At 72.1% G+C, this 20,917-nt stretch carries 19 protein-coding genes and 1 pseudogene; 11 read left to right on the top strand and 9 right to left on the bottom strand.

All coding sequences use genetic code 11. From position 1 onward, the window contains the following. Positions 1 to 51: 51 nt before the first annotated feature. Positions 52 to 819: an SDR family NAD(P)-dependent oxidoreductase gene (locus PV410_RS19165; RefSeq protein ID WP_500326039.1), complete on the bottom strand. Its 768-nt coding sequence runs from the start codon at positions 817 to 819 to the stop codon at positions 52 to 54. Positions 820 to 977: 158 nt separating this feature from the next. Beyond that, positions 978 to 1,595: an ester cyclase gene (locus PV410_RS19160; protein WP_500326037.1), complete on the bottom strand. Its 618-nt coding sequence runs from the start codon at positions 1,593 to 1,595 to the stop codon at positions 978 to 980. A gap of 303 nt (positions 1,596 to 1,898) precedes the next feature. On the opposite strand from PV410_RS19160, the gene PV410_RS19155 reads away from it, so the two are divergent. After that, positions 1,899 to 2,594 (top strand): TetR/AcrR family transcriptional regulator, encoded by a 696-nt coding sequence (locus PV410_RS19155; protein ID WP_500326035.1) that lies wholly within the window; start codon positions 1,899 to 1,901, stop codon positions 2,592 to 2,594. 17 nt (positions 2,595 to 2,611) lie between these two features. On the opposite strand, the gene PV410_RS19150 is transcribed toward PV410_RS19155, so the two are convergent. Next, complete coding sequence (locus PV410_RS19150; protein WP_500326033.1) at positions 2,612 to 3,088, bottom strand: MarR family winged helix-turn-helix transcriptional regulator; 477 nt, start codon at positions 3,086 to 3,088, stop codon at positions 2,612 to 2,614. A 125-nt stretch (positions 3,089 to 3,213) separates the two neighbouring features. Here PV410_RS19150 and PV410_RS19145 point away from each other — a divergent pair, with 125 nt between their 5' ends. Beyond that, positions 3,214 to 3,597: a VOC family protein gene (locus tag PV410_RS19145; RefSeq protein ID WP_500326031.1), complete on the top strand. Its 384-nt coding sequence runs from the start codon at positions 3,214 to 3,216 to the stop codon at positions 3,595 to 3,597. A gap of 45 nt (positions 3,598 to 3,642) precedes the next feature. On the opposite strand, the gene PV410_RS19140 is transcribed toward PV410_RS19145, so the two are convergent. Beyond that, positions 3,643 to 4,494: an RNA polymerase sigma factor SigF gene (locus PV410_RS19140; protein WP_500326029.1), complete on the bottom strand. Its 852-nt coding sequence runs from the start codon at positions 4,492 to 4,494 to the stop codon at positions 3,643 to 3,645. Positions 4,495 to 4,672: 178 nt separating this feature from the next. Here PV410_RS19140 and PV410_RS19135 point away from each other — a divergent pair, with 178 nt between their 5' ends. Next, positions 4,673 to 4,846, top strand: coding sequence for a CsbD family protein (locus tag PV410_RS19135; protein ID WP_499509936.1), 174 nt, complete (start codon positions 4,673 to 4,675; stop codon positions 4,844 to 4,846). A 231-nt stretch (positions 4,847 to 5,077) separates the two neighbouring features. Further along, complete coding sequence (locus PV410_RS19130) at positions 5,078 to 6,385, top strand: UDP-glucose dehydrogenase family protein (protein ID WP_500326027.1); 1,308 nt, start codon at positions 5,078 to 5,080, stop codon at positions 6,383 to 6,385. An 87-nt stretch (positions 6,386 to 6,472) separates the two neighbouring features. Here the strand turns inward: PV410_RS19130 and PV410_RS19125 are convergent, their stop codons facing one another. After that, on the bottom strand, positions 6,473 to 6,985 hold the full coding sequence (locus tag PV410_RS19125) for a DUF6884 domain-containing protein (protein WP_500326025.1): 513 nt from the start codon (positions 6,983 to 6,985) through the stop codon (positions 6,473 to 6,475). A 198-nt stretch (positions 6,986 to 7,183) separates the two neighbouring features. On the opposite strand from PV410_RS19125, the gene PV410_RS19120 reads away from it, so the two are divergent. From PV410_RS19120 to PV410_RS19110, 3 genes are all read left to right on the top strand, one after another. Then, complete coding sequence (locus tag PV410_RS19120) at positions 7,184 to 7,798, top strand: TetR/AcrR family transcriptional regulator (RefSeq protein ID WP_500326023.1); 615 nt, start codon at positions 7,184 to 7,186, stop codon at positions 7,796 to 7,798. Between the two features lie 198 nt (positions 7,799 to 7,996). Next, entirely contained in the window at positions 7,997 to 9,013 is a 1,017-nt protein-coding gene (locus PV410_RS19115) for a GlxA family transcriptional regulator (RefSeq protein WP_500326021.1), read from the top strand. A 260-nt stretch (positions 9,014 to 9,273) separates the two neighbouring features. Continuing rightward, complete coding sequence (locus PV410_RS19110; protein ID WP_500326019.1) at positions 9,274 to 9,834, top strand: ATP-binding protein; 561 nt, start codon at positions 9,274 to 9,276, stop codon at positions 9,832 to 9,834. On the opposite strand, the gene PV410_RS19105 is transcribed toward PV410_RS19110, so the two are convergent. Both PV410_RS19105 and PV410_RS19100 read right to left on the bottom strand, forming a co-directional pair. Beyond that, positions 9,739 to 10,011 (bottom strand): hypothetical protein, encoded by a 273-nt coding sequence (locus PV410_RS19105; RefSeq protein WP_500326017.1) that lies wholly within the window; start codon positions 10,009 to 10,011, stop codon positions 9,739 to 9,741. The two genes, PV410_RS19110 and PV410_RS19105, sit on opposite strands and share 96 nt — an antisense overlap. A 108-nt stretch (positions 10,012 to 10,119) precedes the next feature. Next, positions 10,120 to 12,858 (bottom strand): annotated as a pseudogene (locus PV410_RS19100) (multifunctional oxoglutarate decarboxylase/oxoglutarate dehydrogenase thiamine pyrophosphate-binding subunit/dihydrolipoyllysine-residue succinyltransferase subunit); the annotation flags it as partial. 553 nt (positions 12,859 to 13,411) lie between these two features. Between PV410_RS19100 and PV410_RS19095 the strand changes: the two are divergent. After that, positions 13,412 to 14,482 carry a TDT family transporter gene (locus PV410_RS19095; RefSeq protein WP_500326015.1) on the top strand — a complete coding sequence of 357 codons (1,071 nt, stop codon included), beginning with the start codon at positions 13,412 to 13,414 and terminating at the stop codon, positions 14,480 to 14,482. Between the two features lie 18 nt (positions 14,483 to 14,500). Here the strand turns inward: PV410_RS19095 and PV410_RS19090 are convergent, their stop codons facing one another. Beyond that, on the bottom strand, positions 14,501 to 14,779 hold the full coding sequence (locus PV410_RS19090; protein ID WP_500326013.1) for a hypothetical protein: 279 nt from the start codon (positions 14,777 to 14,779) through the stop codon (positions 14,501 to 14,503). A 741-nt stretch (positions 14,780 to 15,520) separates the two neighbouring features. Between PV410_RS19090 and PV410_RS19085 the strand changes: the two genes are divergently transcribed. The 3 genes from PV410_RS19085 (at position 15,521) to PV410_RS19075 (ending at position 19,361) form a co-directional block, all read left to right on the top strand. Continuing rightward, a complete protein-coding gene (locus PV410_RS19085; RefSeq protein WP_500326011.1) occupies positions 15,521 to 16,711 on the top strand; it encodes a MalY/PatB family protein in 1,191 nt (396 codons plus the stop codon). Between the two features lie 194 nt (positions 16,712 to 16,905). Continuing rightward, complete coding sequence (locus PV410_RS19080) at positions 16,906 to 17,991, top strand: metal-dependent hydrolase family protein (protein WP_500326009.1); 1,086 nt, start codon at positions 16,906 to 16,908, stop codon at positions 17,989 to 17,991. 341 nt (positions 17,992 to 18,332) lie between these two features. Continuing rightward, positions 18,333 to 19,361: an alpha/beta fold hydrolase gene (locus tag PV410_RS19075; RefSeq protein ID WP_500326007.1), complete on the top strand. Its 1,029-nt coding sequence runs from the start codon at positions 18,333 to 18,335 to the stop codon at positions 19,359 to 19,361. Between the two features lie 186 nt (positions 19,362 to 19,547). Here the strand turns inward: PV410_RS19075 and PV410_RS19070 are convergent, their stop codons facing one another. Continuing rightward, the gene (locus tag PV410_RS19070) at positions 19,548 to 20,894 is read right to left on the bottom strand and encodes a CynX/NimT family MFS transporter (protein WP_500326218.1); all 1,347 of its coding nucleotides are present in this window, start codon (positions 20,892 to 20,894) and stop codon (positions 19,548 to 19,550) included. Between the last annotated feature and the right edge of the window lie 23 nt (positions 20,895 to 20,917).

The raw sequence follows: 20,917 nt of genomic DNA, 5'->3' as shown, positions 1-20,917 counted from the left end.
GCGTGTTCCGCCCCACCCCGGAGCTTCAGGGGTGGGGCCGGGCGTGCCGCGTCACCAGGCGCTGGCGCCGCCGTCGACGGCGTAGTTCGCCCCGGTGATGTAGGAGGCTCGGTCGGAGGCGAGGAAGGCGGCGAGGTCGACGATCTCTTCAGGTCGGGCGAAGCGCTTGAGGAGGGTCTTGCCGGTGATCGCGTCGCGGGCGGTCTGGTTGTCGCCGAGGTCGCGGTCGCTGGCAGGGGTCAGGACGGGGCCGGGGCTGATGGCCACCGCGCGGATCCCGTGCGGGGCGCCTTCGAGCGCGAGTTGCCGGGTCATGCCGATGACGCCGGCGTTGGCAGCGGTGTGCCCGACCATCGGGGGGTTCTCCCCGGCGATCATGCCGGCCATGGAGGCGACGTTGATGATGACGCCGCCCCCGCGGCGCACCAGGTGGGGCCAGGCGAATTCCGAGACGAAGAAGGGGATGTCGAGTTCGCCGGTGATGGTGGCGTGCCAGTCCTCGACGGAGAAGTCGGGCAGCGGGCCGAAACGCAACGAGGCGGCGTTGTTGTAGACGACGTCGAGCCCGCCGTAGGCGGCCGCGGCACCTTCGACGAGGCGCCGCACTTGCTCGGGGTCGGTGAGGTCGACCGGAGCGATGCCGGTCATCTCGCCGCCCGCGCGGCGGACGAGTTCGGTCGTCTCCTCGTTGGCGTCGGGGTTGATGTCGGCTCCGACGACCTTGGCGCCTTCTCCGGCGAACACCTGGGCCGCGACGCGGCCCATGCCTCCGCCGGTGCCGGTGATCAGCACGATCTTGCCGTCAAGAAGAGGTGTCATGGGAGTGCTCCTGGTCTGTGCGGGTGTGCGGGTGTGCGGGTGTGCGGGTGTGCGGGTGTGTGCGTGCGTGTGTGCGATGCCGTGGCCCCCCGGGCGCTCGCTGCGGGCGGGCGCCCGGGGTGCGTGCCACGGCCTGGTGAGGCGGGCCGTGCGATGCGCTACTTCGTGGTGGGGGGAACGGTGCCGGGAGGCGTCCCACCGCGGAGCTCGTCCAGGAACACCCCGAAGTTGCCCTCCGACCAGTGCTCGACGGACTGGCCGTGGATGACGCGGTCGATGGAGATGCCGCTGAGCTGGACGTCGCGGCCGGAGGCGGGGATGCCGAAGACCGTGCCGGTGTGACGCCCCGCGAAGCTCCAGCGGGTGACGACCTTGTCGCCCTCCACGATCTGGTCCAGGACGGTCATCTTGAAGCCGGTGAGCCCGGCCTTGATGTCGAGGTCGCCCGTGATCCAGTCGTCCCGGTTCTCGGGGCCGTTGAAGCCGTGGAGCACCAGGTCCTTGGAGATGTAGCGGTCGAATCCGGCGGCCAGGTCGCCGTTGTAGCTGGCGTAGTACGCCGAGGTGACCTGCAGCGGCGAGAGGTAGTGGTGGTGGGCCGCGTGGCCGGACGAGGCGGCGTTCGGTGCCGGGCTCTGGGCCGCGGCCGGGACGGCCACGGCGGTCAGGGCGGCGGCGACGGCGAGGCCGGTCATGGCGGCCGGCACCTTCTTGCGTCCCATGGACGTGGGAGTGACGGGGGTGGATGCGGCCTCACGGGTCTTGTGGAAGATCACGGGGCACTCCTCAGCTGATCATCGGTGCCCGAGAGCACCGAAGTGATTGACACGTCAAGCATCCTCCCGGGCTTGACAAGCGTCAAGCGGTTTCCGGTGGGGGCCATCCCGCGGCCACCCGGCCGATGACCGGCATGGAAGACTTGGATCACCGGCGATCGCCTCGCCATCCCGCCGGGGATTTCGGACGCGCGCGCCGCCCACCAGGCGCGATGCGCCAGTACCGGGGGCATGACCGGCGCGGTGACCGAGGGGGAGTGCGATCGACGTCAGCCGGCCGACGCCGAACGGAGCGATGCCAGAGTGACCGACGGAACACCCGATCAGGCGCCGGCGGCGACGGCGCGCGGGAAGTACGCCCCCGTCCGGCTGCGCGAGAGCGAGATCCTCCGGCGGGGCCTGGACACCTTCGCCGAGCTCGGCTACGCCGCCACCACCATGCGGGAGTTGGCCCGGCGGCTCGGCGTCAGCCACAACTTCGTCCACGAACGGTACGGGTCGAAGGGCGACTTCTGGCGCGCGGTGGTGGACTTCGCGCTGCGGGACGCCCAGCCCGCGCTCGACCGGCTCCTGGCCGAGTGCCACGACGACGGCGAACGCCTACGGGCCGTCGTCGTCCACCTGTACCGCCTCGCCGCGAACGACTCCGCCATGAACCGGTTGCTCACCGACGAGTCGACCCGGGACTCCGGTCGCCTGGACTATCTCCACCAGCGGTTCATCAAGCCGTTCTGGGACAGCATCGAGCCGACGGTCGACGGCCTCATGACGGCGGGCCGCATGCCGCGCGTCCCCCCGCACGTCCTGTACTTCGCCGTCACGGGCCCCGCGCTGGCTCTGGCGCAAGACCCGATCGCCGACCGGCTCAACCCCGACGAACTCCCGACGGCGGAGCGCGACAGGAACACCATGGCCGACGCGCTCTCCGCGCTTGTCCTGCACGGCCTGCTTCCGCCCTCGGACCACGGGCCCGTCACCGGCCGGTCCGGGCGGGCCTGACAGCCGGGGCGGTCGCGTCAGGAGGCGATCCTCGCCAGGGCCGCGGCGAGCGCCTTGAGGTCCAGGCCGTCGAGGTGGTCGAGGAAACGACGCCGTACGGAGGCCAGATTGGTCGGCCACGCCTCCCGCAGCCGGGCGAGGCCGGCGTCGGTGAGGACCGCGTTCCAGCCGCGGGCGTCCTGGGTGTCCTTGACGCGCTGGACGAGCCCGTCGCTCTGCAGCCGGTACACGGCCCGCGTCATCCCGCTGAGCGACCGCTCGCAGGCGACGGCGAGATCGGTCATCCGCATCTGCCGCTCCGGTGCCTCGGACAGGTGCATCAGGGCCATGTACTCGGTCAGTGGAAGCCGCTGCTCGCGGACCAGATCGGCGTCCATGGCGCGGGGCAGGGCGTAGATGACGCGGTGCAGCGACCGGATGACCGCCTCTTCATCCGGGCTGAGGGGCGTGATTCCCTCCGGGGCCGCTTCCTGCTGCGGCATGACGTCAGACATGCCTCAAGATTACTTGCTTCGAGAAGTAAGCGAACGCTTTTTCGCCGTGACGCGGCTCGCATCCGCGGCGGCCGCCGAGCAGAAGGCGATCGCGCGGTGCGCCGTGGCTGCCTACACTCCCGGGCATGTCATGCCGCATCAGTGAGCTGGTCATCCATGCCGCCGACGCCGAGAGGCTCGCCGCGTTCTGGAGCGAGGTCCTCGGCTACGTCGAACTCGGCCGGGAGGACGACGGAAGCATCGAGATCGGGCCGCCCGGCGTCGGCTTCGGCGGCCCGCAGCCCACCCTCATCCTCAGCCCGAGCAGCAATCCACGGACCGGGAGGCTCCCGCTGCACATCGACGTCAACCCGGTCGACCGCGACCAGGACGCCGAGCTGGAGCGCTTGCTCGCGCTGGGCGCGAGGCCCGCCGACGTCGGCCAGACCGGCACCGAGAACTGGCACGTGCTGGCCGACCCGGAAGGCAACGAATTCTGCCTCCTGCGCCGCCGGCTCCAGCCCCTCTGACACCACGGGGTCCGGGGCGGCCGGGGGAAGCCGGGTTCCGTCGGCTCAACGAGTCAGCGCCTGGGCGCGCAGGCGGGTGAGGATCCGCGACAGGAGCCGGGAGACCTGCATCTGCGAGACGCCCAGGTGGGCGCCGATCTCGGCCTGGGTCATGTCGTGCCCGAAGCGGAGGGAGAGGATCAGCCGATCCCGCTCGGACAGCTGCCGGATGAGGGGCTTGACCGCCTCGATGTCGTCGACCTTGCCGTAGGCGGCGTCGTCGTAGCCCAGGCGCTCCGCCCAGGCAGCGCTGCCGTCGTCGTCCTCGGTCGCCGGCGCGTCGAGCGAGGCGGCCGAGTAGGCGTTGGCGGCGGTCAGGGCCTCCAGCACCTGCTCCTCGGTGATCTCCAGGCGGGACGCCAGTTCGGCCGTCGTCGGGGCCCGGTCCAGTTCGGCTTCCAGGGCGTCGGTGGCCTTGGCCACCTCGATGCGGAGTTCCTGCAGGCGCCGGGGCACGTGGACCGACCAGCTGGTGTCGCGGAAGAACCGCTTCATCTCGCCCACGATGGTCGGCACCGCGAAGGTCACGAACTCCACGCCGTAGGCGGGATCGAACCGGTCGACCGCCTTGATGAGGCCGATCGTGCCCACCTGCACGATGTCCTCCATCTGATCGGCGCGCTGGGAGAACCGGCGGGCCGCGAAGTGCACCAGCGAGGTGTTCATCTCGATGAGCGTGTTGCGCACGTACTGGTACTCGGCTGTGCCCTCCTCCAAGGCCTGCAGCCGGGCGAACATCACCTTGGAGACCTGCCGGATCTCGGGCGGCGTCATATTGCCCGGCACCTCGGGAAGCGCGTCCGCAGCGCCGTGCTCCTGCGTCGCCGCGACACTGCCACCGGCCACTGCGATCTGCATCTCGGCAACCCTCCTCGTCGGTATGTTCCAGCCTGCACCCTCGGTGCGTCACCCGCCTACCCCCGCCCAAGCCCGGCAGTCCACGGGTTCCCGCGCACGAGTGAGTGGTGTTTGCGACGCCGCCCAGCGGTCAGGCGAACCACAGAACATGACCTCGATACCTGGGAAGGTGAGCAGCATGGCCGCCAATGAGAAGGCCAAGGCGAAGACCGAGCAGGCCGTCGGCAAGGCCAAGGAGGCCGCTGGAGAGGCCGTGGGCAACGAGCGGCTGACCGCCGAGGGCCGCATGGAGCAGGCCAAGGGCGACGCGCGCCAGGCCAAGGAGAAGATCAAGGACATCGGCCGGCACTGACGACCGGCACCGAGCTCATGTCCGTGGGGCGGCCCGAGCGGGTCGCCCCACGCTCATGCCCGGTCTCACGGCCCGTCAGGCAGGCGTCCGAAAGGGGCTATGCTGCCCCGCACCAGCCAGAGAGCCGGACGGGATCCAGGGCGCCGGCCCCGGCCCCGGCCACGGTCCCAGCGGGAGCGAGTGCCCCACCCGGGTGCGGGGCTCGCCTCGAGAACGAACGGAACACCGCGCATGCCTCAGCCGTCGCAACGTCGTATCGCCATCTTCGGCGCCGGCTACATCGGCCTGGTGACCGGGGCCTGCTTCGCCGAACTGGGTCACGACGTCGTGCTCCGTGACGTCCAGCCGGAGAGGATCCGTCTCCTCGAGGCGGGTGACGTGCCGATCTACGAGCCCGGCCTCGGAGACCTGATCGCCCGCAACAAGGAACGGCTGACGTTCACCCTGGACGCAGAGGCAGCCGTCAGGGACGCCGAGGTCGCCTACGTCTGCGTGGACACCCCGCCCACGGCGTCGGGGGACGCGGACCTGTCCCGGGTGTGGTCGGTGATCGACGCGCTGAAGACCGCGTCGCACCTGGCGGCGGTCGTGGTCAAGAGCACGGTGCCGGTGGGCACCGCGGTGCGGGTGCGCGCCGCCCTGGACGCTGCCGGCCTGACGCACGTCGGCTACGCCTCGAACCCGGAGTTCACCGCCGAGGGCAAGGCGGTCGGCGACTTCCTGCACCCGGACCGGATCGTCATCGGCGTGGACGACCCCGCCACCGCCGACCTGGTCAGGAGCCTGCACCACGGCATCGACGGCCCCGTGGAGGTGATGGACACCGCGTCCGCCGAGATGGTCAAGCTCGCCGCGAACGCCCTGCTCGCCACGAAGATCACGTTCACGAACGAGATCGCGACGATGTGCGAGGCGACCGGAGCCGACATCGAGCACGTGACCCGCGCGATCGGCCTGGACCACCGGCTGGGCCCGTACTTCATGCAGGCGGGCCTCGGCTACGGCGGCAGTTGCTTCCCCAAGGACTCCCGGGCGCTGCGGGCGATGGCCAGCAACGCCGGCTACGCCTTCCAGCTGCTGACCGCCGTCATCGAGGTCAACGACCTGCAGCCGCGGCGGGCGATCCAGCGGCTGAAGGCGGAGCTGGGCGGCCTGGGCGGCACGACGGTCGCCCTGCTCGGCATGGCCTTCAAGGCCGGTACGGACGACATGCGCGAGGCGCCCAGTACGGTCATCGCGTCCCGGCTGCTGACCGAGGGCGCCACGGTCCGGACCTGGGACCCCCTCGCGCAGCCCGGCGACGTCGAACCGTGGTCGTCGACGACCCGCCACGCCACCCCTCTGGAGGCGATGACCGGGGCCGACGCGGCGCTGATCGTCACCGAGTGGCCCCAACTGGCCGAAGTGCCCTGGGAGCAGGCCAGGGACGTCATGCGCCGGCCGCTGGTGTTCGACGGCAGGAACGTGCTGGACCGGGCCGGCATGGCAGGGCTGGGCTTCACGTACATGAGCGTGGGCCGTCGCACGGTCTCCGGTTGACGGTTGACGGTTGACGGCTGACGGCTGACGGCCCGCGGGGGCCGGAGCGCCGGGGGCCCGGGCCGGCCCGCCGGCGTGGTCGCCCGATCAGCTGTTGAGGCGGCGCAGTGCCACGGTCCGCCGGGCATCGCGTGTCTTCGCCGTGGCGGGGGGGCGCGTGGCTTCTGCGCGTGCCATCGCCGCGAGGCGTGCGAATTGCTCACCCATGCCCCTGGTTCCGCTCAGCGGGGTGAGGCCGTGCGGCCACACGGCCCTGGCGAGCGCGACGTGACGGGCGCCGCCGAGGATGACGACGGGGTCGACGGCGGCGATCCGGAGGTCTTCCGCCTGGGCGCGGAGAACTGCGTCGGTGACCGCGTCGGCGTGCCCGTGCGGGGTGTCGTACGGGTCGATCTCGTCGTCGAGGTCCAGCAGGCCGTACCGGGCGGAGAGGATCACGAGCCGGTCCGGTTGGAGCGCCTCGGCGGCCTTCCGGCACGCGCGGTGGTAGCTGCCGATGTACATGTCGGCCGCCCTGGCCCGGTGGTCCAACTTGCGGGAGCCGCAAGGGATGACGACGAGCTCCGGTCGGAAGCCGTCGGTGTACTGCCTCGGAGTCATGCAGGTTCCTTCCGGGTCCGTCTGCGCTCGGACGCGACGGACGCGAGCTCTCGCGCGGTCCGTCCTCGTCCCGTGCCATGAGGTGCAACACGGCGGGGGGAGAGGGCCGTGGCGGAAGGACATGCCATCGGGCCCTCATATCCGGACGTACCGCGGAGCGGGGCGGGTCCAGTAGGTGACCGGTCGTATAGTTCTCGTATGGGAAGCACCAGTGGTGCCAGGGAGAAGATTCTGAGCGCCGCTCACACGCTGTTCGACCAACGTGGCTACGCGGCGCTGGGGCTGGCGGAGATCTGCAGAGCGGCCGGAGTGCCCAGGGGCAGTTTCCACTACTTCTTCGCCTCCAAGGAGGCACTCGCGCTCAGCGTCATCGACGAGCACTGGAACGCGCAACGACGCGTCTGGCTCCGCCTCCTCGATCCCGACGCGGAACCCCTGTCGCGGTTGCGGACGCTCTTCGAGGCCACCAGCGCCCAGCAAGGTGCGGGACAGCGGGACTGCGGCATCGTCGCGGGCTGCATGTTCGCCAACTTCGCGGTCGAGTCGGGCGAACTGACGGAAGTCGTCCGCGAACGCCTGCGGGAGATCTTCGAAGCGCAGGTCGGCATGGTGGAGTCGGTCGTCGTCGAGGCTCTGCGGCGGGGCGAGGTGACCGTCCCGGACACGCGGGCGGCCGCCCGTTCCGTGGTGGCACAGCTCGAGGGCCGGGTCCTGTTCGCCAAGCTCTACAACAGCACGGCGCAGCTCGGCCCGCTGTGGGTCAACTGCCTTGCGCTGCTGGGTGCCCGCAGCCCTCAGGCGCCCGCCGCATGAGACGGCGTGGTGCCGGTGTGCGGCCTGGGAGGTTGTGCCTCTCAGGAGGGAGCAAACAGGTCGTGGCGTCGGCGCGGGTCGCGCGCGCACGATGGCGGGTGGAAAGCCGGGGAACGGCGGTTCCGCCGTCGTCGTCCTGGGGTCCTCGGGGAACCGCGGCGACCGCGGTCCGCGCGGCGCATGACCGGGAGGTGTCCCATGTTTCACAAGCAGCCTGGAGCGGGTCCGCTCACGGTGCTGGTGTTCGTCTTCCCGGGGGTGCGGCTGCTCGACGTGACGGGCCCCATCGAAGTCTTCGCCTCGGCGAACGAATGGGGCGGACCGTACCGGGTGCAGGTTGTGTCCGAGGACGGGGCGGAGGTGGTCACCGCCGCCGGGACGCGTCTCAGTGCCGACCTGTCCGTCGCCGACGTGCACGAGACGTGCGACGTCCTGGTGGTCCCGGGCGGCCCGGAATGGGAAACCGTGATCAAGGACGACGCCCTGCTGGACGCCGTACGGGGACTGAGCGGGAAGGCCCGCTGCACGGCATCGGTGTGCACCGGGGCCTTCCTGCTGGCCGCGGCCGGGCTGCTGGACGGCCGGCGGGCGGCGACGCACTGGAGGCAGACCCGGGAACTGGGGCTGCGCTACCCGTCCGTGAAGGTCGAGCCGGACGCCATCTTCGTCCGCGACGGGAAGATGATGACCTCGGCCGGCGTCAGCGCCGGCATCGACCTGTCCTTGGCTCTCGTCGAGGAGCACTACGGGGCGGAGGTCGCCCGGGCGGTCGCCAAGGACATGGTCGTCTTCATGCAGCGACCGGGCGGCCAGTCCCAGTTCAGCGCGCGCTCCCGGCTGCCGCACCCGCGCCAGGAGATGCTCCGCGAGGTCCTGGACTCGGTAGCGGAGAACCCCGGGGGCAACCACTCCCTGACGGCCATGGCCCGCAGGGCCGGCGTCAGCGTCCGCCACGTCACGCGGCTGTTCTACGACGAGGTGGGCACCAGTCCGGGACGGTACGTGGAGCAGGTCAGGCTGGAGGCCGCCCAGGCGATGCTGGAGACCGGTGACGACCCCATGGCCGTCGTGGCGCGGCGCACGGGATTCGGCTCGCCCGAGTCCCTGCGCCGGGCGTTCGTACGACACCTGGGGGTGACGCCGGCGGCGTTCCGGGCCAGTTTCCGGACGACCGGCCTGGGCGCCGGGGACCTGAGCCCGACGGCGGGCGCGTAGCACACGGCGATGTGCGTCATGGCCGGCCGTGAGCGAGGCCACGGGCAACAGGCTTCCGGGAGTTGAACGCTTGGGAAACAGCGGCCCTCGGCCGTTGTGAAGCCGCCTTCTCGGGTAGGAGTCGCAGGTGGACGTCGGCGGCCCGAAGCGAGCAGAAGGCGATCACCATGACCTCCATCGGTCCGACTCCCGAACCCGGTCGCCGCGGGCGACGTGCGTCGGCCTGCCCCGAAGCAGAGGCGCCGCGGGCACGGAGCGCGGTGGAGGACACCGAGGCGGCGCATCCGGAGCCGACACCCCTGAACGACGATGAACACGCCTGCACGCTGCCGCACTTCCACAGCGCCCTGTCCCTCATGCGGCGAAGGGTGCGGAAGATCCTGGCCGAGTGGGAGATGGCCCCGCCGGTCGCCGAGGACGTGCTGCTGGTCATATCGGAGCTGGCCACCAACGCCATCGTGCACACCGACGGCCCTGCGGGTCTGCGTCTGTCGTGGACCGAGGTCGACGGGCGCAGCGCGGTGCGCGTCGAGGTCACCGACTCGGGTCCGTCGGAAGGGCTCCGCGCGGCGGCGGGCGCCACCGACCCGGACGAGCACGGCCGGGGCCTCGGCATCGTCAGGGCCCTGTCGGCCCGGCACGGCGTCCGTTCCGACTACCCCGGATTCACGCACTGGGCGGACCTGTTCGCCGCTTGGAGACCTTCGCGCCGCGGCTCCGTCCGGTCAGCCGACCCGCGAGGCGCAGGCGAGGAACGGTCCGGCCGCCTTGCTCCACGACTCGCCCCGGGCGAGAGCGGCAGCGCCCTCCGTACGGAGTGAATCGACCACGGGCGTGAGGAAGTCCGCCCACCAATGCTGTACGGCCTCGGGCTTCAGGCCGATCGTGGCGACCGCCGCGCGCACCCTGTCCTCGAGGACCGCGGCGCCCTCGTCCAGGTCGGTTCCCGACCACTCGTCCACGTGCTGGGCCATCAGAGCCCAGGAGATCCGGATCATGCGCCGGATCGTACGGCCCGCGGCCGGCACGCCGTCGCAGCGGTCCCCCTACGACGGACACCCCCGGGAGGACGGTCCCAGGGGTGTCGTGCGCCGTCGCGGGAGTGGTCAGCGGAAGGCCGACTCCACGAGCTCCTTCTGCTGCGCGGCATGCCGCCGGGCGGAACCCACCGCGGGGGCCGAGGCGGACGGCCGGCTGACGCATCCGAGGGGGCGGCCCGCCAGCCGTTCCACGTGCGGCCTGACGAAGGACCAGGCCCCTTGGTTCTCCGGCTCCTCCTGCACCCACCGCACCTCGGCGTCACGGGGCAAGCGGGCGAGCTCCGCGCCGAGTTCCTCGTCCGGGAAGGGGTAGGGACGCTCCAGCCGGATGATCGCGGTGTCCCGCAGGCCGGCGTTCCGCCGGTACGCGTCCAGGTCGTAGAAGACCTTCCCCGAGCACAGCAGCACGCGCCGGGCCTGTGCGCCGTCGACGTCCCGGTCCGGTACGACCGGTCGGAAGGAGCCCGTGGTGAAGTCCGCCAGCCCCGAGGTGGCCTCCTTCAGCCGCAGCATCGACTTGGGGGTGAACACCACCAGGGGCCTCCTGCGCTCACCGAGCGCCTGCTGCCTGAGCAGGTGGAAGTAGTTCGCGGGCAGCGTCGGGACGGCGACGGTCATGTTCCCCTGCGCGCACAGCTGGAGGAACCGCTCGATCCTGCCGGAGGAGTGGTCAGGACCCTGACCCTCCAGTCCGTGGGGCAGCAGCAGCGTCACCCCGGAGCGTTCGCCCCACTTCTGTTCCGACGACGCGATGTACTCGTCGACGACGCTCTGCGCGCCGTTGGCGAAGTCGCCGAACTGGGCTTCCCACAGCACCAGCGCGTCGGGCCGCTCCAGCGAGTAGCCGTATTCGAAGGCCAGGGCCGCCATCTCGGACAGCATCGAGTCGTAGGGGGAGAAGCCCGCGCTGCCCGCGCCGAGGCCGTTCAGCGGGGTGTGCTCCGCCCCGGTGCGCCGGTCGGTGAGCACCGCGTGACGCTGGCCGAACGTGCCGCGGCGGGAGTCCTGTCCGGACAGCCGCACCGGCACCCCCTCCATGAGCAGGGAGCCGATCGCCAGGGTCTCGGCGGTGGCCCAGTCGATCGTGCCGGCGTCCAGCATCGTGGCGCGCCGGTGGAGCTGCGGCAGGACGCGCGGGTGCACGGTGAAGTCGGCGGGCTGCCCGGTCTGGGAGGCGATCACGTGCCGGGCGGCCGCCTCCGTGATCGCGGTCGGCACCGGCACCGCGGTGTCGTCCCGGTGGTCCGCGGGGGTGGCCGGCTTCGGGGAACCGGCCGCCGTCAGGGCCCGCGTCTCGGCGAAGGCCTGCTCCAGGCGCTCCCGGTAGTCCCGCAGGGCGCCTTCGGCCTGCCGCTCGTCGATGGCCCCCCGGTCGACCAGGGCCTGGGCGTACAGCTTGCGCACCGAAGGCGTGGCGTCGATGCGGTCGTACATGGCCGGCTGGGTGATGGACGGGTCGTCGACCTCGCTGTGCCCGTGGCGCCGGTAGCAGATCAGGTCGATCACGACGTCCTTGTGGAACGCCTGGCGGTAGTCGAAGGCCAGGCGTGCGATCCGTACGACGGCCTCGGGGTCGTCCGCGTTGACGTGGAAGATCGGGGCCTCGACCGTGCGCGCGACGGCGGTGGCGTAGGTGCTGGAGCGGCCGCTGGCGGGCGAGGTCGTGAAACCGAGCTGGTTGTTGATGACGACGTGCACCGTCCCGCCGGTGCGGTAGCCGGGCAGCTGCGACATGTTCAGCGTCTCGGAGACCACGCCCTGCCCGGCGAACGCGGCATCGCCGTGGACGACGACCGGCAGGACGGGGAACGCCCCGCCGTCGCCGTCGGCCAGGTCCTGCTTGGCGCGCACGACCCCCTCGGCCACCGGCCCGACGATCTCCAGGTGGGAGGGGTTCGCCACGACGGAGACGGCGATCGCGCCCCCGTCCAGGGCGTGGTAGGTCCCTTCCGCGCCGAGGTGGTACTTCACGTCGCCGGTCCCCTGGACCGACAGGATGTCCACCGCGTCCTCGAACTCGTGGAAGATGTTCCCGTACGACTTGCCGATGATGTTGGCCAGGACGTTGAGCCGGCCCCGGTGGGCCATCCCGATGACCGCCTCCCGCATCCCGTGCCGGATGCTGCGGAGCAGCAGGGCGTCGAGCAGCACGATTGCCGACTCGCCGCCTTCGAGCGAGTACCGCTTCTGGCCGACGTACTTGGTCTGCAGGAAGGTCTCGAAGGCCTCCGCGGCACCGAGCCGGTAGAGGACCTGCAACTGGTCGGCACGGTCCGGCCGGGGCGAAGGCGCCTCGATCCGCTCCTGCACCCAGCGGCGCTCCTCGAAGGCCTGGATGTGCATGTACTCGGCGCCCACCGTCCCGCAGTAGGACCTGCGCAGGACGTCCAGCACACCGCGCAACGTCATGGTGTCGCGCCCGGCGAAGCCGTCGACGACGAACTCCGCCTCCAGGTCCTCGTCGCGCAGCCCGAAGGCCGCGATGTCGAGCTCCGGGTGCGTGGCCACCCGACCCGCCGCCAGGGGGTTGGTGTCGGCCACCAGGTGTCCGCGTACGCGGTAGGCGTGGATGAGCGCGGCGACGCGCACGGCCTTGGCAGCCGCTTCTCGCGCGTCCTCGTGCGGGGACGGCGTGCCGGCACGCTCCTGACGTCCGGCGGTGGCGGCGGGGGAGACGAAGAAGTCCCTCCACTGCTCGTCGACCGATCCGGGATCGCGCAGGTAGCGCTCGTACAGTTCGTCCACGAGCCATTCGTTGAGGCCGAATTCCGGTCCTTGGAGTGCCGGTTCTTCGGCGCTGGATGTCGACGCCACTGGGTGGATCGCCTTCTTTCCTCATTCGGGACAGCCGATGGCGGGCGCAGTCGCAAGGGCCCCGTCATCCGCGCAGGGCTCCCGGTGGGGGAGCGGCCCCGTCCCGTGCCGGCGGGGTGCGCGCATCGCTGACCGTGTGGCACCACCGACCTTAGGACGGTGCCGGGCCGACGCCGAGGGCCGAAGGTGCCGGGGAGGCGTCACATCAGGACGTTCCCCCGCGCCGTGCAGCGCCGGTGCGTACGGCGCCCGCTGGGTTCCGCCGGCCGGACGTCCTGATGTGAGGGTGTCATGGCACGCGCAGTGATGCGGAGGGAGCCGAACGTCACCGTAACGTCGTAGGGCCAACGAGCCGACGGCTGCGGCCGCGGCCCGTGAGCTGTTGGGCCTGGGGGCGGTGTGCCGATTGCCGACGGCGATTCCCGATGCGAGGAAAGAAGCGTTCTCCGCCGTGACATCCGACCCCAGCGATACCCGGTCCCTCCCGCCCCGGAGCGACGCGGGGCCCCGGCACGCCACCCATGCACGCCCTCGGCTGCCGGCCTTGACCGGGACGCGACGTCCGCACCTGGGCCCCAGCTGGTTCGCGGCGGTCATGGGCACCGGCATCGTCGCCAACGCGGCGGTCACCCTGCCGCGGAGCTCCGCCTGGCTGCGCGACGCGGCCACGGTGGTCTGGGCGGGTGCCGCACTGCTCCTGGTCGTCCTTGCGGCCGGCTACCTCAGGCAGCGGACGCTGCGGGTGCACGCCGGCGATCCGATGCTGGCGCCGTTCCTCGGGGCCCCTCCGATGGCACTGCTCACGGTGGGGGCGGGCGCGCAGCTGCTCGGCCGGCAGGTGCTCGGAGCGCATACGGCCCTGAACGTGGACTGGGCGCTGTGGTCACTGGGCACCGTACTCGGCCTGGCGGCGGCCTGCGCGGTGCCGTACGTGATGGTCACCCGGCACCGCTTCGCTCCGGACGCGGCGTTCGGCGGCTGGCTGCTGCCGGTGGTGCCGCCGCTGGTCTCCGCGGCGACGGGCGCCCTGCTGGTCCCGCACACACCGGCAGGGCAGCCGCGGCTGGCCCTGCTGCTCGGCTGCTACGCGATGCTCGGGCTCGGCCTGGTGGCGGTCCTGCTGGTACTGGCGATGGTCTTCAGCCGGCTGGTCCACCACGACGCACCCACGGGAGCGGTGGTGCCCACGGTGTGGATCGGCCTGGGCGCCGTCGACCAGGCGGTCACGGCGATGGGCTCGCTGGCCACGGCGGCGCCCAGCGCGCTGCCCGCTCCGTACGCCCGGGCCGCGGCGGCGTTCGCGCTGCTGGGCGGAATCGGGCTGTGGGGCTTCGCGATGCTGTGGCTGGTGCTCGCCGCGGCGCTGACCGTACGGCAGCTGCGCGCGGGACTCCCCTTCGCGCCCAGCTGGTGGTCCTTCATCTTCCCGCTCGGCGCCTGCGTCACCGGCACGGGTGCCCTCGCCACCCGCACCGGATCAGAGCCCTTCGTGTGGACCGCCGTCGTGCTCTACGTCCTGCTCGTCGCGGCCTGGGCGGTGGTGGCCTGGCGCTCGCTGCACCACGCCGCCGGCCACGTCGCCCCGCGGGGCGCCCGCAGGGAAGCCCGGACGTGAACACCCCCGTGCGTCGCCTCAGCCCGTGGTGGGACGCGGGGCGCGGGGGTGGATCCTCGCACGCTGCACCTGCGCGTGATGGGGTTCCTGCACGCCGGCCTCGGTGACGTGGAGGATGGTGCCGCGCACCGCGGTGGCCGTGGGCGAGGCGAGCCCGTGCGCCGCCGTGAGCACCGTCGCCCGGGTGCCGTCCGGGTAGATCACGTCGACGCGGTTCGCGGCGTTGACCGCGGCCAGCACCACGTCGGACCGGTCGGACCGGTCGGACCGGTCGCCGAGGAAGCTGAAATCGTCCATCGTCCATGCCGGCCGCGCCCCCGGCCACCTGGTGGAGGGTGCCGGGAGCGGCGCGAGGGCCTGGTCGGTGAGCCAGGGGAGCGCCTTCCCGCCTGCCGCGGGTACGGCCCGGATGGTGCCCTTGCGGCTGTCCGCGACGTAGAGGGTGCGCCCGCCGGGTTCGACGGCCAGTCCGTTGGGCAGGCCGTCGGCCGGCAGTGCGGATGCGGCGGGCGGTGCGGCTGTCCGGGGCGAGCTTCCGGACGCCGGCGCGCGCGGGGTCGCTCGACCAGAGGGTGTAGTGGACCGTCCCGTCGGCGCCGCGGGTGTTGCCGGTGAAGGTGTCGCCCAGGACGCCGGTCACCAGCACCGTCCGGTGCCTGCCGGAGGCGCCGAGGCGCACCAGTTCCGGGGGGCTTGCCGGCGAAGCTTCCCCGCATCGAGAGGGTCAGCGACCCGTCCGGTCGACGGTGATGTTCTCCGGCGCGTCACCGGTGGAGAAGTCGAACGCCGCCACGGTCCCCGGCGAGCGCCGTTGGGGGGGTGAGAAGGCCGATCATCGCATTTTTTCCGCACCGAGCCGGGGAGCGGCGTTCCGGGGTGCCGTACGGCCAGGCATGGTGCGACCCCGCGTGCTTGACGCGTCAAGCACTCTGTTAGGGTGAGGACGGCAGTCCGGAAGGCGCGCTCACGCTCTCCGGCGATGGTCCGTCCCGGCGGACCCGGCGCGTGACCGTGTCGCACGTCCACCGGAGGAAGGTCATGGCACCCGCAGGATTCGAGACGGCCGACGACACGGCACGGCGGGCGGGCAATCCGCTGCGGCGGCTCACGATCGACGAACTGCGGCGCCGCAAGGGCATCAAGTGGCGTCACCATCCGGCGGACGTCCTGCCGCTGTGGATCGCCGACATGGACGCGACCCCGGCCCCCGCGGTCGTGGACGCGGTGTCCCTGGCCTTCGAACGCGGGGACACCGGCTACCCGCCCTTCGACGCGACGATGGCGGAGGCCTGGGACCAATTCGCCGCCAAACGCTGGGGATGGCGCATGGCGACGGAGCGGACGATGGTCGTCCCCTCCGCCCTGACGGGCATCGCCGAGACGCTCAAGGTGACGACGGAGCCCGGGGACGTGGTCGTCGTCAACTCCCCGGGGTACGGGCTCCACCGGCACATCGCGGAGGGACTGGGCCGCCGCGTCGTGGAGGCCCCGCTGGGACCCGACCACCGCATCGACCTCGAGGCGCTGCGGGCCGCGTTCGGCCGGACGGCCGACGGCGGCCGCCCCACGGTCTTCCTGCTGTGCAGCCCCCACAACCCGACCGGGACGGTCCATACGGCGCAGGAACTGGCCGCGGTGGCGGGACTGGCGCGGCAGTCCGGGGTGCGGGTCGTCTCCAACGAGATCCACGCGCCGCTCGTCCCGGCCGGCGCGCACCATGTGCCGTACCTCTCGGTCCCCGGCACCGAGGACGCCGTCGCCGTCTACTCCGCCTCCAAGGGGTGGCACCTGTCGGGCTTCCGCGCCGGAATGCTCGCCTGGGCGCAGGAGGCGGACGACGTCCTGCGACGCATCCCCCTGAGCGTCGCCCATGAGCTGAGCGGCATCGGCGTCATCGCCCAGACCGCCGCCCTGCGGCTCGGCGGCGGCTGGCTGGACGCGCTGCTCGCCGGCCTCGACGACAACCGCCGCCTCCTCGGCGAACTGCTCGAGCGGCACCTTCCCGGCGTCCGGTACCGCCGGCCCGAGGGGACGTACCTGGCGTGGCTGGACTGCCGCGCCCTCGGCCTCGGCGACGATCCCGCGGCCGCCTTCCTGGAACGCGGCCGGGTCGCCCTCTCCCCGGGCCTGGAGTTCGGCACGGGCGGCGCGGGGCACGTACGCCTCAACTTCGCCACGTCGCCGGAGATCCTCACCGAAGCCGTCCGCCGGATGGGCACGCTGGCCTGATCCCGGCCGGCCCCGGGCCGCCGCCCGATCCTCGCCGTCTCCGTGACGACGCATGCCGTCCCGCGGGCCGGCACTGCTCTTCAAGGGGAACCACCTTGCTCAACACCACTGCCATACACGCCGGTTCGATGTTCGACGGGTTCACTCGCTCAGGACCTGCCACGGTCCATGTCAGAGGTGACCGCATCCTCCGCGTGGACCGCACCGGCGCGCTGCCGACCGACGGCACCCCGGTCCTCGACCTCGGCCCGCGGACATGCCTGCTGCCCGGCCTCATCGACACCCACACCCACCTCGCGTTCGACGCGAGCCCCGACCCGGTGACCTCCCTGACCGCGACCGGCGACCCGGACCTGCTGGCGCAGATGCGGGCCGCGGCCCAGGCGGCGCTCCGGGCCGGCATCACCACCGTCCGCGACCTCGGTGACCGCGACTACCTCTCGCTGACCCTCGTCGAGGAGTTCGCCCGGGCCCCGGAGCACGGGCCGGAGATCCTCGCCGCAGGCCCCCCGCTCACCACGCCCGGCGGGCACTGCCACTTCTTCGGCGGCGAGACCGAGGGCCCCGAGGCACTGCGCGCCGCGGTGCGCGAGCGCCACGCCCGCGGCTGCGCCGTCATCAAGATCATGGCCAGTGGCGGCAACATGACGCCCGGTTCCGTGCCCCCGCACGTCTCCCAGTACGGCCCGGAGGACCTGCGCGCGGTCGTGCACGAGGCACACCGTCTCGGCCTGCCGGTGGCCGCCCACGCACACGGCGTCCAGGCCATCAGGGACGCCCTCGACGCGGGCGTCGACAGCCTGGAGCACGTCACCTTCCTCGGCGCCGACGGCGCCACGTACGACCCCGACCTCGCCGCGGCCATCGTGGACAGCGGCACGTTCGCCAGCCTCACCCTGGGCATGGTCCCCGGCGCGGCGTTCAACCCGCCCCCGGCCCTGGCCGCGCACGTCCGGACCATCCTGAACACCTTCGGCAACCTGCACGCCGCGGGCGCCGCCGTGGTCATCGGCTCGGACGCGGGCATCGGGCCCGACAAGCCCCACGACGTCCTCCCGCACGGCGTCGGCGCCCTCGTCCGCCTGGGCGTGGCCCCCGCCGACGCCCTGATCTCCGTGACCAGCCTGGCCGCCCGGCTGTGCCGTGTGGAGGGCCGCAAGGGACGGATCACCGCCGGTGCCGACGCCGACCTGCTGGCCGTCGACGGCGATCCCGTCAAGGACCCCGCAGCGCTCCTCGACGTGCGGGCCGTCTTCCGCGCCGGCATCCGGGTGCGCTGACCTCCGCCGGAGGGCGGCGCCCCGCGTGACGTCGGCGACCGGGCTGTCAGTGGTGGGCGGCCGTCCCCCCAATGGCGTATCCCCGCGTGCTGTGCTCATGATGGTCGCGTAGGGCCCGACCTTCAGCTCTGCCCCCGCCGGCGTGTACAGCCTGGAGGGCAGGCCATCTGCCCTTTGCCCACACGCCTCACCGCTGCGGGAGAACCCACGGCCCCTGGGTCGTGCGCGGCGTCGCCGGTGCGACAGCGTCCACTGCTTTCGTTTCGCCCTGGTCACGCGCACCGGTGGCCTGCGGCAACACCTCGACTTCCCTCGTACGAATCACTTCAGGTGGGTGAATCGTGGATACACCAACCAGGAAAACCGGCAGGTTCATCGCGCTCATCGCAGTGCTCGCTGCCGTCCTGCTGGTCTGCCCGAGCGCGAGCGCCGGAGCGTGGGGCGACAGCCGCGGGCAGGACACGGCGGTGGGAGAGTCTCCCTCCCCGTCGTCCTTCCCGCAGGCGAAACCTCCCCCCGGTTTCACGTCCAAGTACGCGGAAGTGAACGGCTTCCGCATGCACTACCTGCGAGGCGGCAAGGGTCCACCGGTCGTGCTGATCCACGGCTTCCCCCAGTCGTGGGCCGAGTGGCGGGACCAGATGGGCCCGCTGTCCAAGAACCACACCGTGATCGCGGTCGACCTTCGCGGCGCCGGCAACTCCGAGGTCACCAGGGGCGGTTACACGAAGGCACAGATGGCCAAGGACGTGCATGAGCTGCTGAAGCAGTTGAAGCTGAACAACGGTGTCCAGGTGGTCGGGCACGACGTCGGTCTGTGGGTCAGCTACGCCTACGCGGCCCAGTGGCCGAAGGAGGTGCGCCGCCTGGCCGTGATGGAGGCTCCCATCCCGGACGACAGCCTGTACCGCTTCCCGGCGCTGGAGGCCAACCCGAAGACCCCCTCGATGTGGCACTTCGGCCTGTTCCAGCTGCCGCTCGCCGAGCAGCTCATCTCCGGTCACGAGCGCGTCTTCGTCCAGGGCTTCATCGAGGAGCTCCTGGCCGACCAATCGGCGTTCTCGAAGGACGACTACGACTTCTACGCCCATTACCTGAAGGAGCCGGGCCGCACGGTGGCCTGGATGAAGATGTACCGCGAGCTCCGCGGGGACGTGGACCAGAACAAGAAGTTCCTGGCGGAAGGCAAGCTGCGGATGCCGGTCCTGGCGATCGGCGGCCAGGCGTCGTTCGGCGGCAAGATCGCCGACCAGTGGCGTGACTACGCCGTGAACGTCGAGGGCCGGGTCATCAAGGGGTCGGGTCACTGGGTGACCGAGGAGAAGCCCCAGGAAGTGACGAACCTGCTGCAGTCCTTCCTGCAGAAGTAGGTTCCGCCGCGAACGGCGGTCCTCGCGGCAACCGTGGCTCGCTGGCCCCCTCGTGGATCTCGGACTCGCCGACGCGCAGGCGGCGGTCGACGACGGTCCGGCCCCTGCCGGGTCCCGGGCCGAGCGAGACCTCGACGGGCAGACGGCGCATGGTCAGCCCCCGCGGTTCGTCGCTCTGGGGCGCGGCTACTCGTCGCGGGCCCTGAGCCGGGCGCCTTGGGGACCGCGCACCGGTTGCGCAGGGGCGGGGGCCTTCGCGCCGTGCCGGAGTTCGTCCTCCACCGTCCGGTCCCGGCCGGCCAGCACGCCCGCGGCGATCTGCGGCACGAGCAGCAGGAGCATCGCGGCGACGGGCAGGTCCCACCCGCCGGTGTGCTGGTAGAGGGCTCCGATGAGGATCGGCGCGGGGACGGAGAGCAGGTAACCGGTGCACTGCACGAAGGCGGAGAGCCGTACGACGCCGGGGCCGGTGCGCGCGCGCATCCCGATCATGGTGAGGGCCAGTGAGAAGGCGCAGTTGGAGACCCCGATGAGCACGGTCCACACCCACGGCGCGGCACCGGGCGCCGCCCACAGCCCCGTGTAGCCGACGACCCCGAACAGGCCCAGGACGACGACGAGAGGTCCCTGACCGGGCAGCCGTCCGCCGATCGCGGGCAGGACGAAGGACATGGGTACGCCCACCGCCATCGACACCCCGAGCATCAGGCCGGCGGCGGAGGCCGGCACACCCGCGTCGCGGAGGATCTGCGGCAGCCAGCCCATGGCGACGAAGGCGGCGGCCGACTGGAGGCCGAAGTAGACGGTGAGTGCCCAGGCCGTCGGACTGCCCGTGATGCGGCCCGTCGGCGTGGCCGGAGTCCCGGCGAACGCACCGGCGGCGGCCGAGGCGTGCCGGGACCGGTCCCGTACCAGGGGCAGCCAGGGCAGCACGGCGACGGCGCCGACCGCGCCCCAGGCGGCCAGACCGAGCCTCCAGTCGCCGCCCAGGGCGCCGGTCACCGGGACGCTGAGCGCGGCGGCCAGGGCCGTACCGCAGGAGAGGGCCATCGCGTACAGGCCGGTCATGGTGCCGACGCGGCGCGGGAACCAGCGTTTGACGACGACGGGCATCAGGACGTTGCCGACGGCTATGCCGCTCAGGGCGAGCGCGCCGGCGGCGAGGAACGGCACGGTGTGCCCGGCGAAGGGGCGCAGGAAAAGGCCGGTGGCGACCAGTGCCATGCCCGTGCAGATCACGGCCGCCGGACCGTACCGGCGGGACAACCGGGGCGCCGCGGCGCCGAACACGGCGAACGACAGGGCCGGCAGGGAGATGAGCAGGCCCGCCACCGTGCCGCTCATGCCGAGGGAGGTACGGACCTCCTCCAGCAGGGGGCCGAGGCTGGTGATCGCGGGCCTGAGGCTGAACGCCGATACGAACAAAGCGCCGCCGACGAGCAGTTGGACACGCCGCGGGCCGGGCGTGGCGGGCGCGGCGGGTGCGGCGGTGGCCGCCGCGGTGACGCGGGTGCGGCGCGCCCGGACCCGCAACCGGTAGAGCCCGGCCCCGAGTG

The sequence above is a fragment of the Streptomyces sp. PA03-5A genome (assembly GCF_033792725.1).
GTDB lineage: Bacteria > Actinomycetota > Actinomycetes > Streptomycetales > Streptomycetaceae > Actinacidiphila.
This window is presented reverse-complemented; position numbering and strand designations above follow the sequence as displayed.

Excerpts from the sequence above, each read along its gene's own strand:
- PV410_RS19165 (WP_500326039.1), bottom strand. The coding sequence starts at position 819 with ATGACACCTCTTCTTGACGGCAAGATCGTGCTGATCACCGGCACCGGC.
- PV410_RS19150 (WP_500326033.1), bottom strand. The coding sequence starts at position 3,088 with ATGTCTGACGTCATGCCGCAGCAGGAAGCGGCCCCGGAGGGAATCACG.
- PV410_RS19145 (WP_500326031.1), top strand. The coding sequence starts at position 3,214 with ATGTCATGCCGCATCAGTGAGCTGGTCATCCATGCCGCCGACGCCGAG.
- PV410_RS19140 (WP_500326029.1), bottom strand. The coding sequence starts at position 4,494 with ATGCAGATCGCAGTGGCCGGTGGCAGTGTCGCGGCGACGCAGGAGCAC.
- PV410_RS19135 (WP_499509936.1), top strand. The coding sequence starts at position 4,673 with ATGGCCGCCAATGAGAAGGCCAAGGCGAAGACCGAGCAGGCCGTCGGC.
- PV410_RS19130 (WP_500326027.1), top strand. The coding sequence starts at position 5,078 with ATGCCTCAGCCGTCGCAACGTCGTATCGCCATCTTCGGCGCCGGCTAC.
- PV410_RS19125 (WP_500326025.1), bottom strand. The coding sequence starts at position 6,985 with ATGACTCCGAGGCAGTACACCGACGGCTTCCGACCGGAGCTCGTCGTC.
- PV410_RS19120 (WP_500326023.1), top strand. The coding sequence starts at position 7,184 with ATGGGAAGCACCAGTGGTGCCAGGGAGAAGATTCTGAGCGCCGCTCAC.
- PV410_RS19115 (WP_500326021.1), top strand. The coding sequence starts at position 7,997 with ATGTTTCACAAGCAGCCTGGAGCGGGTCCGCTCACGGTGCTGGTGTTC.
- PV410_RS19105 (WP_500326017.1), bottom strand. The coding sequence starts at position 10,011 with ATGATCCGGATCTCCTGGGCTCTGATGGCCCAGCACGTGGACGAGTGG.
- PV410_RS19090 (WP_500326013.1), bottom strand. The coding sequence starts at position 14,779 with ATGGACGATTTCAGCTTCCTCGGCGACCGGTCCGACCGGTCCGACCGG.
- PV410_RS19085 (WP_500326011.1), top strand. The coding sequence starts at position 15,521 with ATGGCACCCGCAGGATTCGAGACGGCCGACGACACGGCACGGCGGGCG.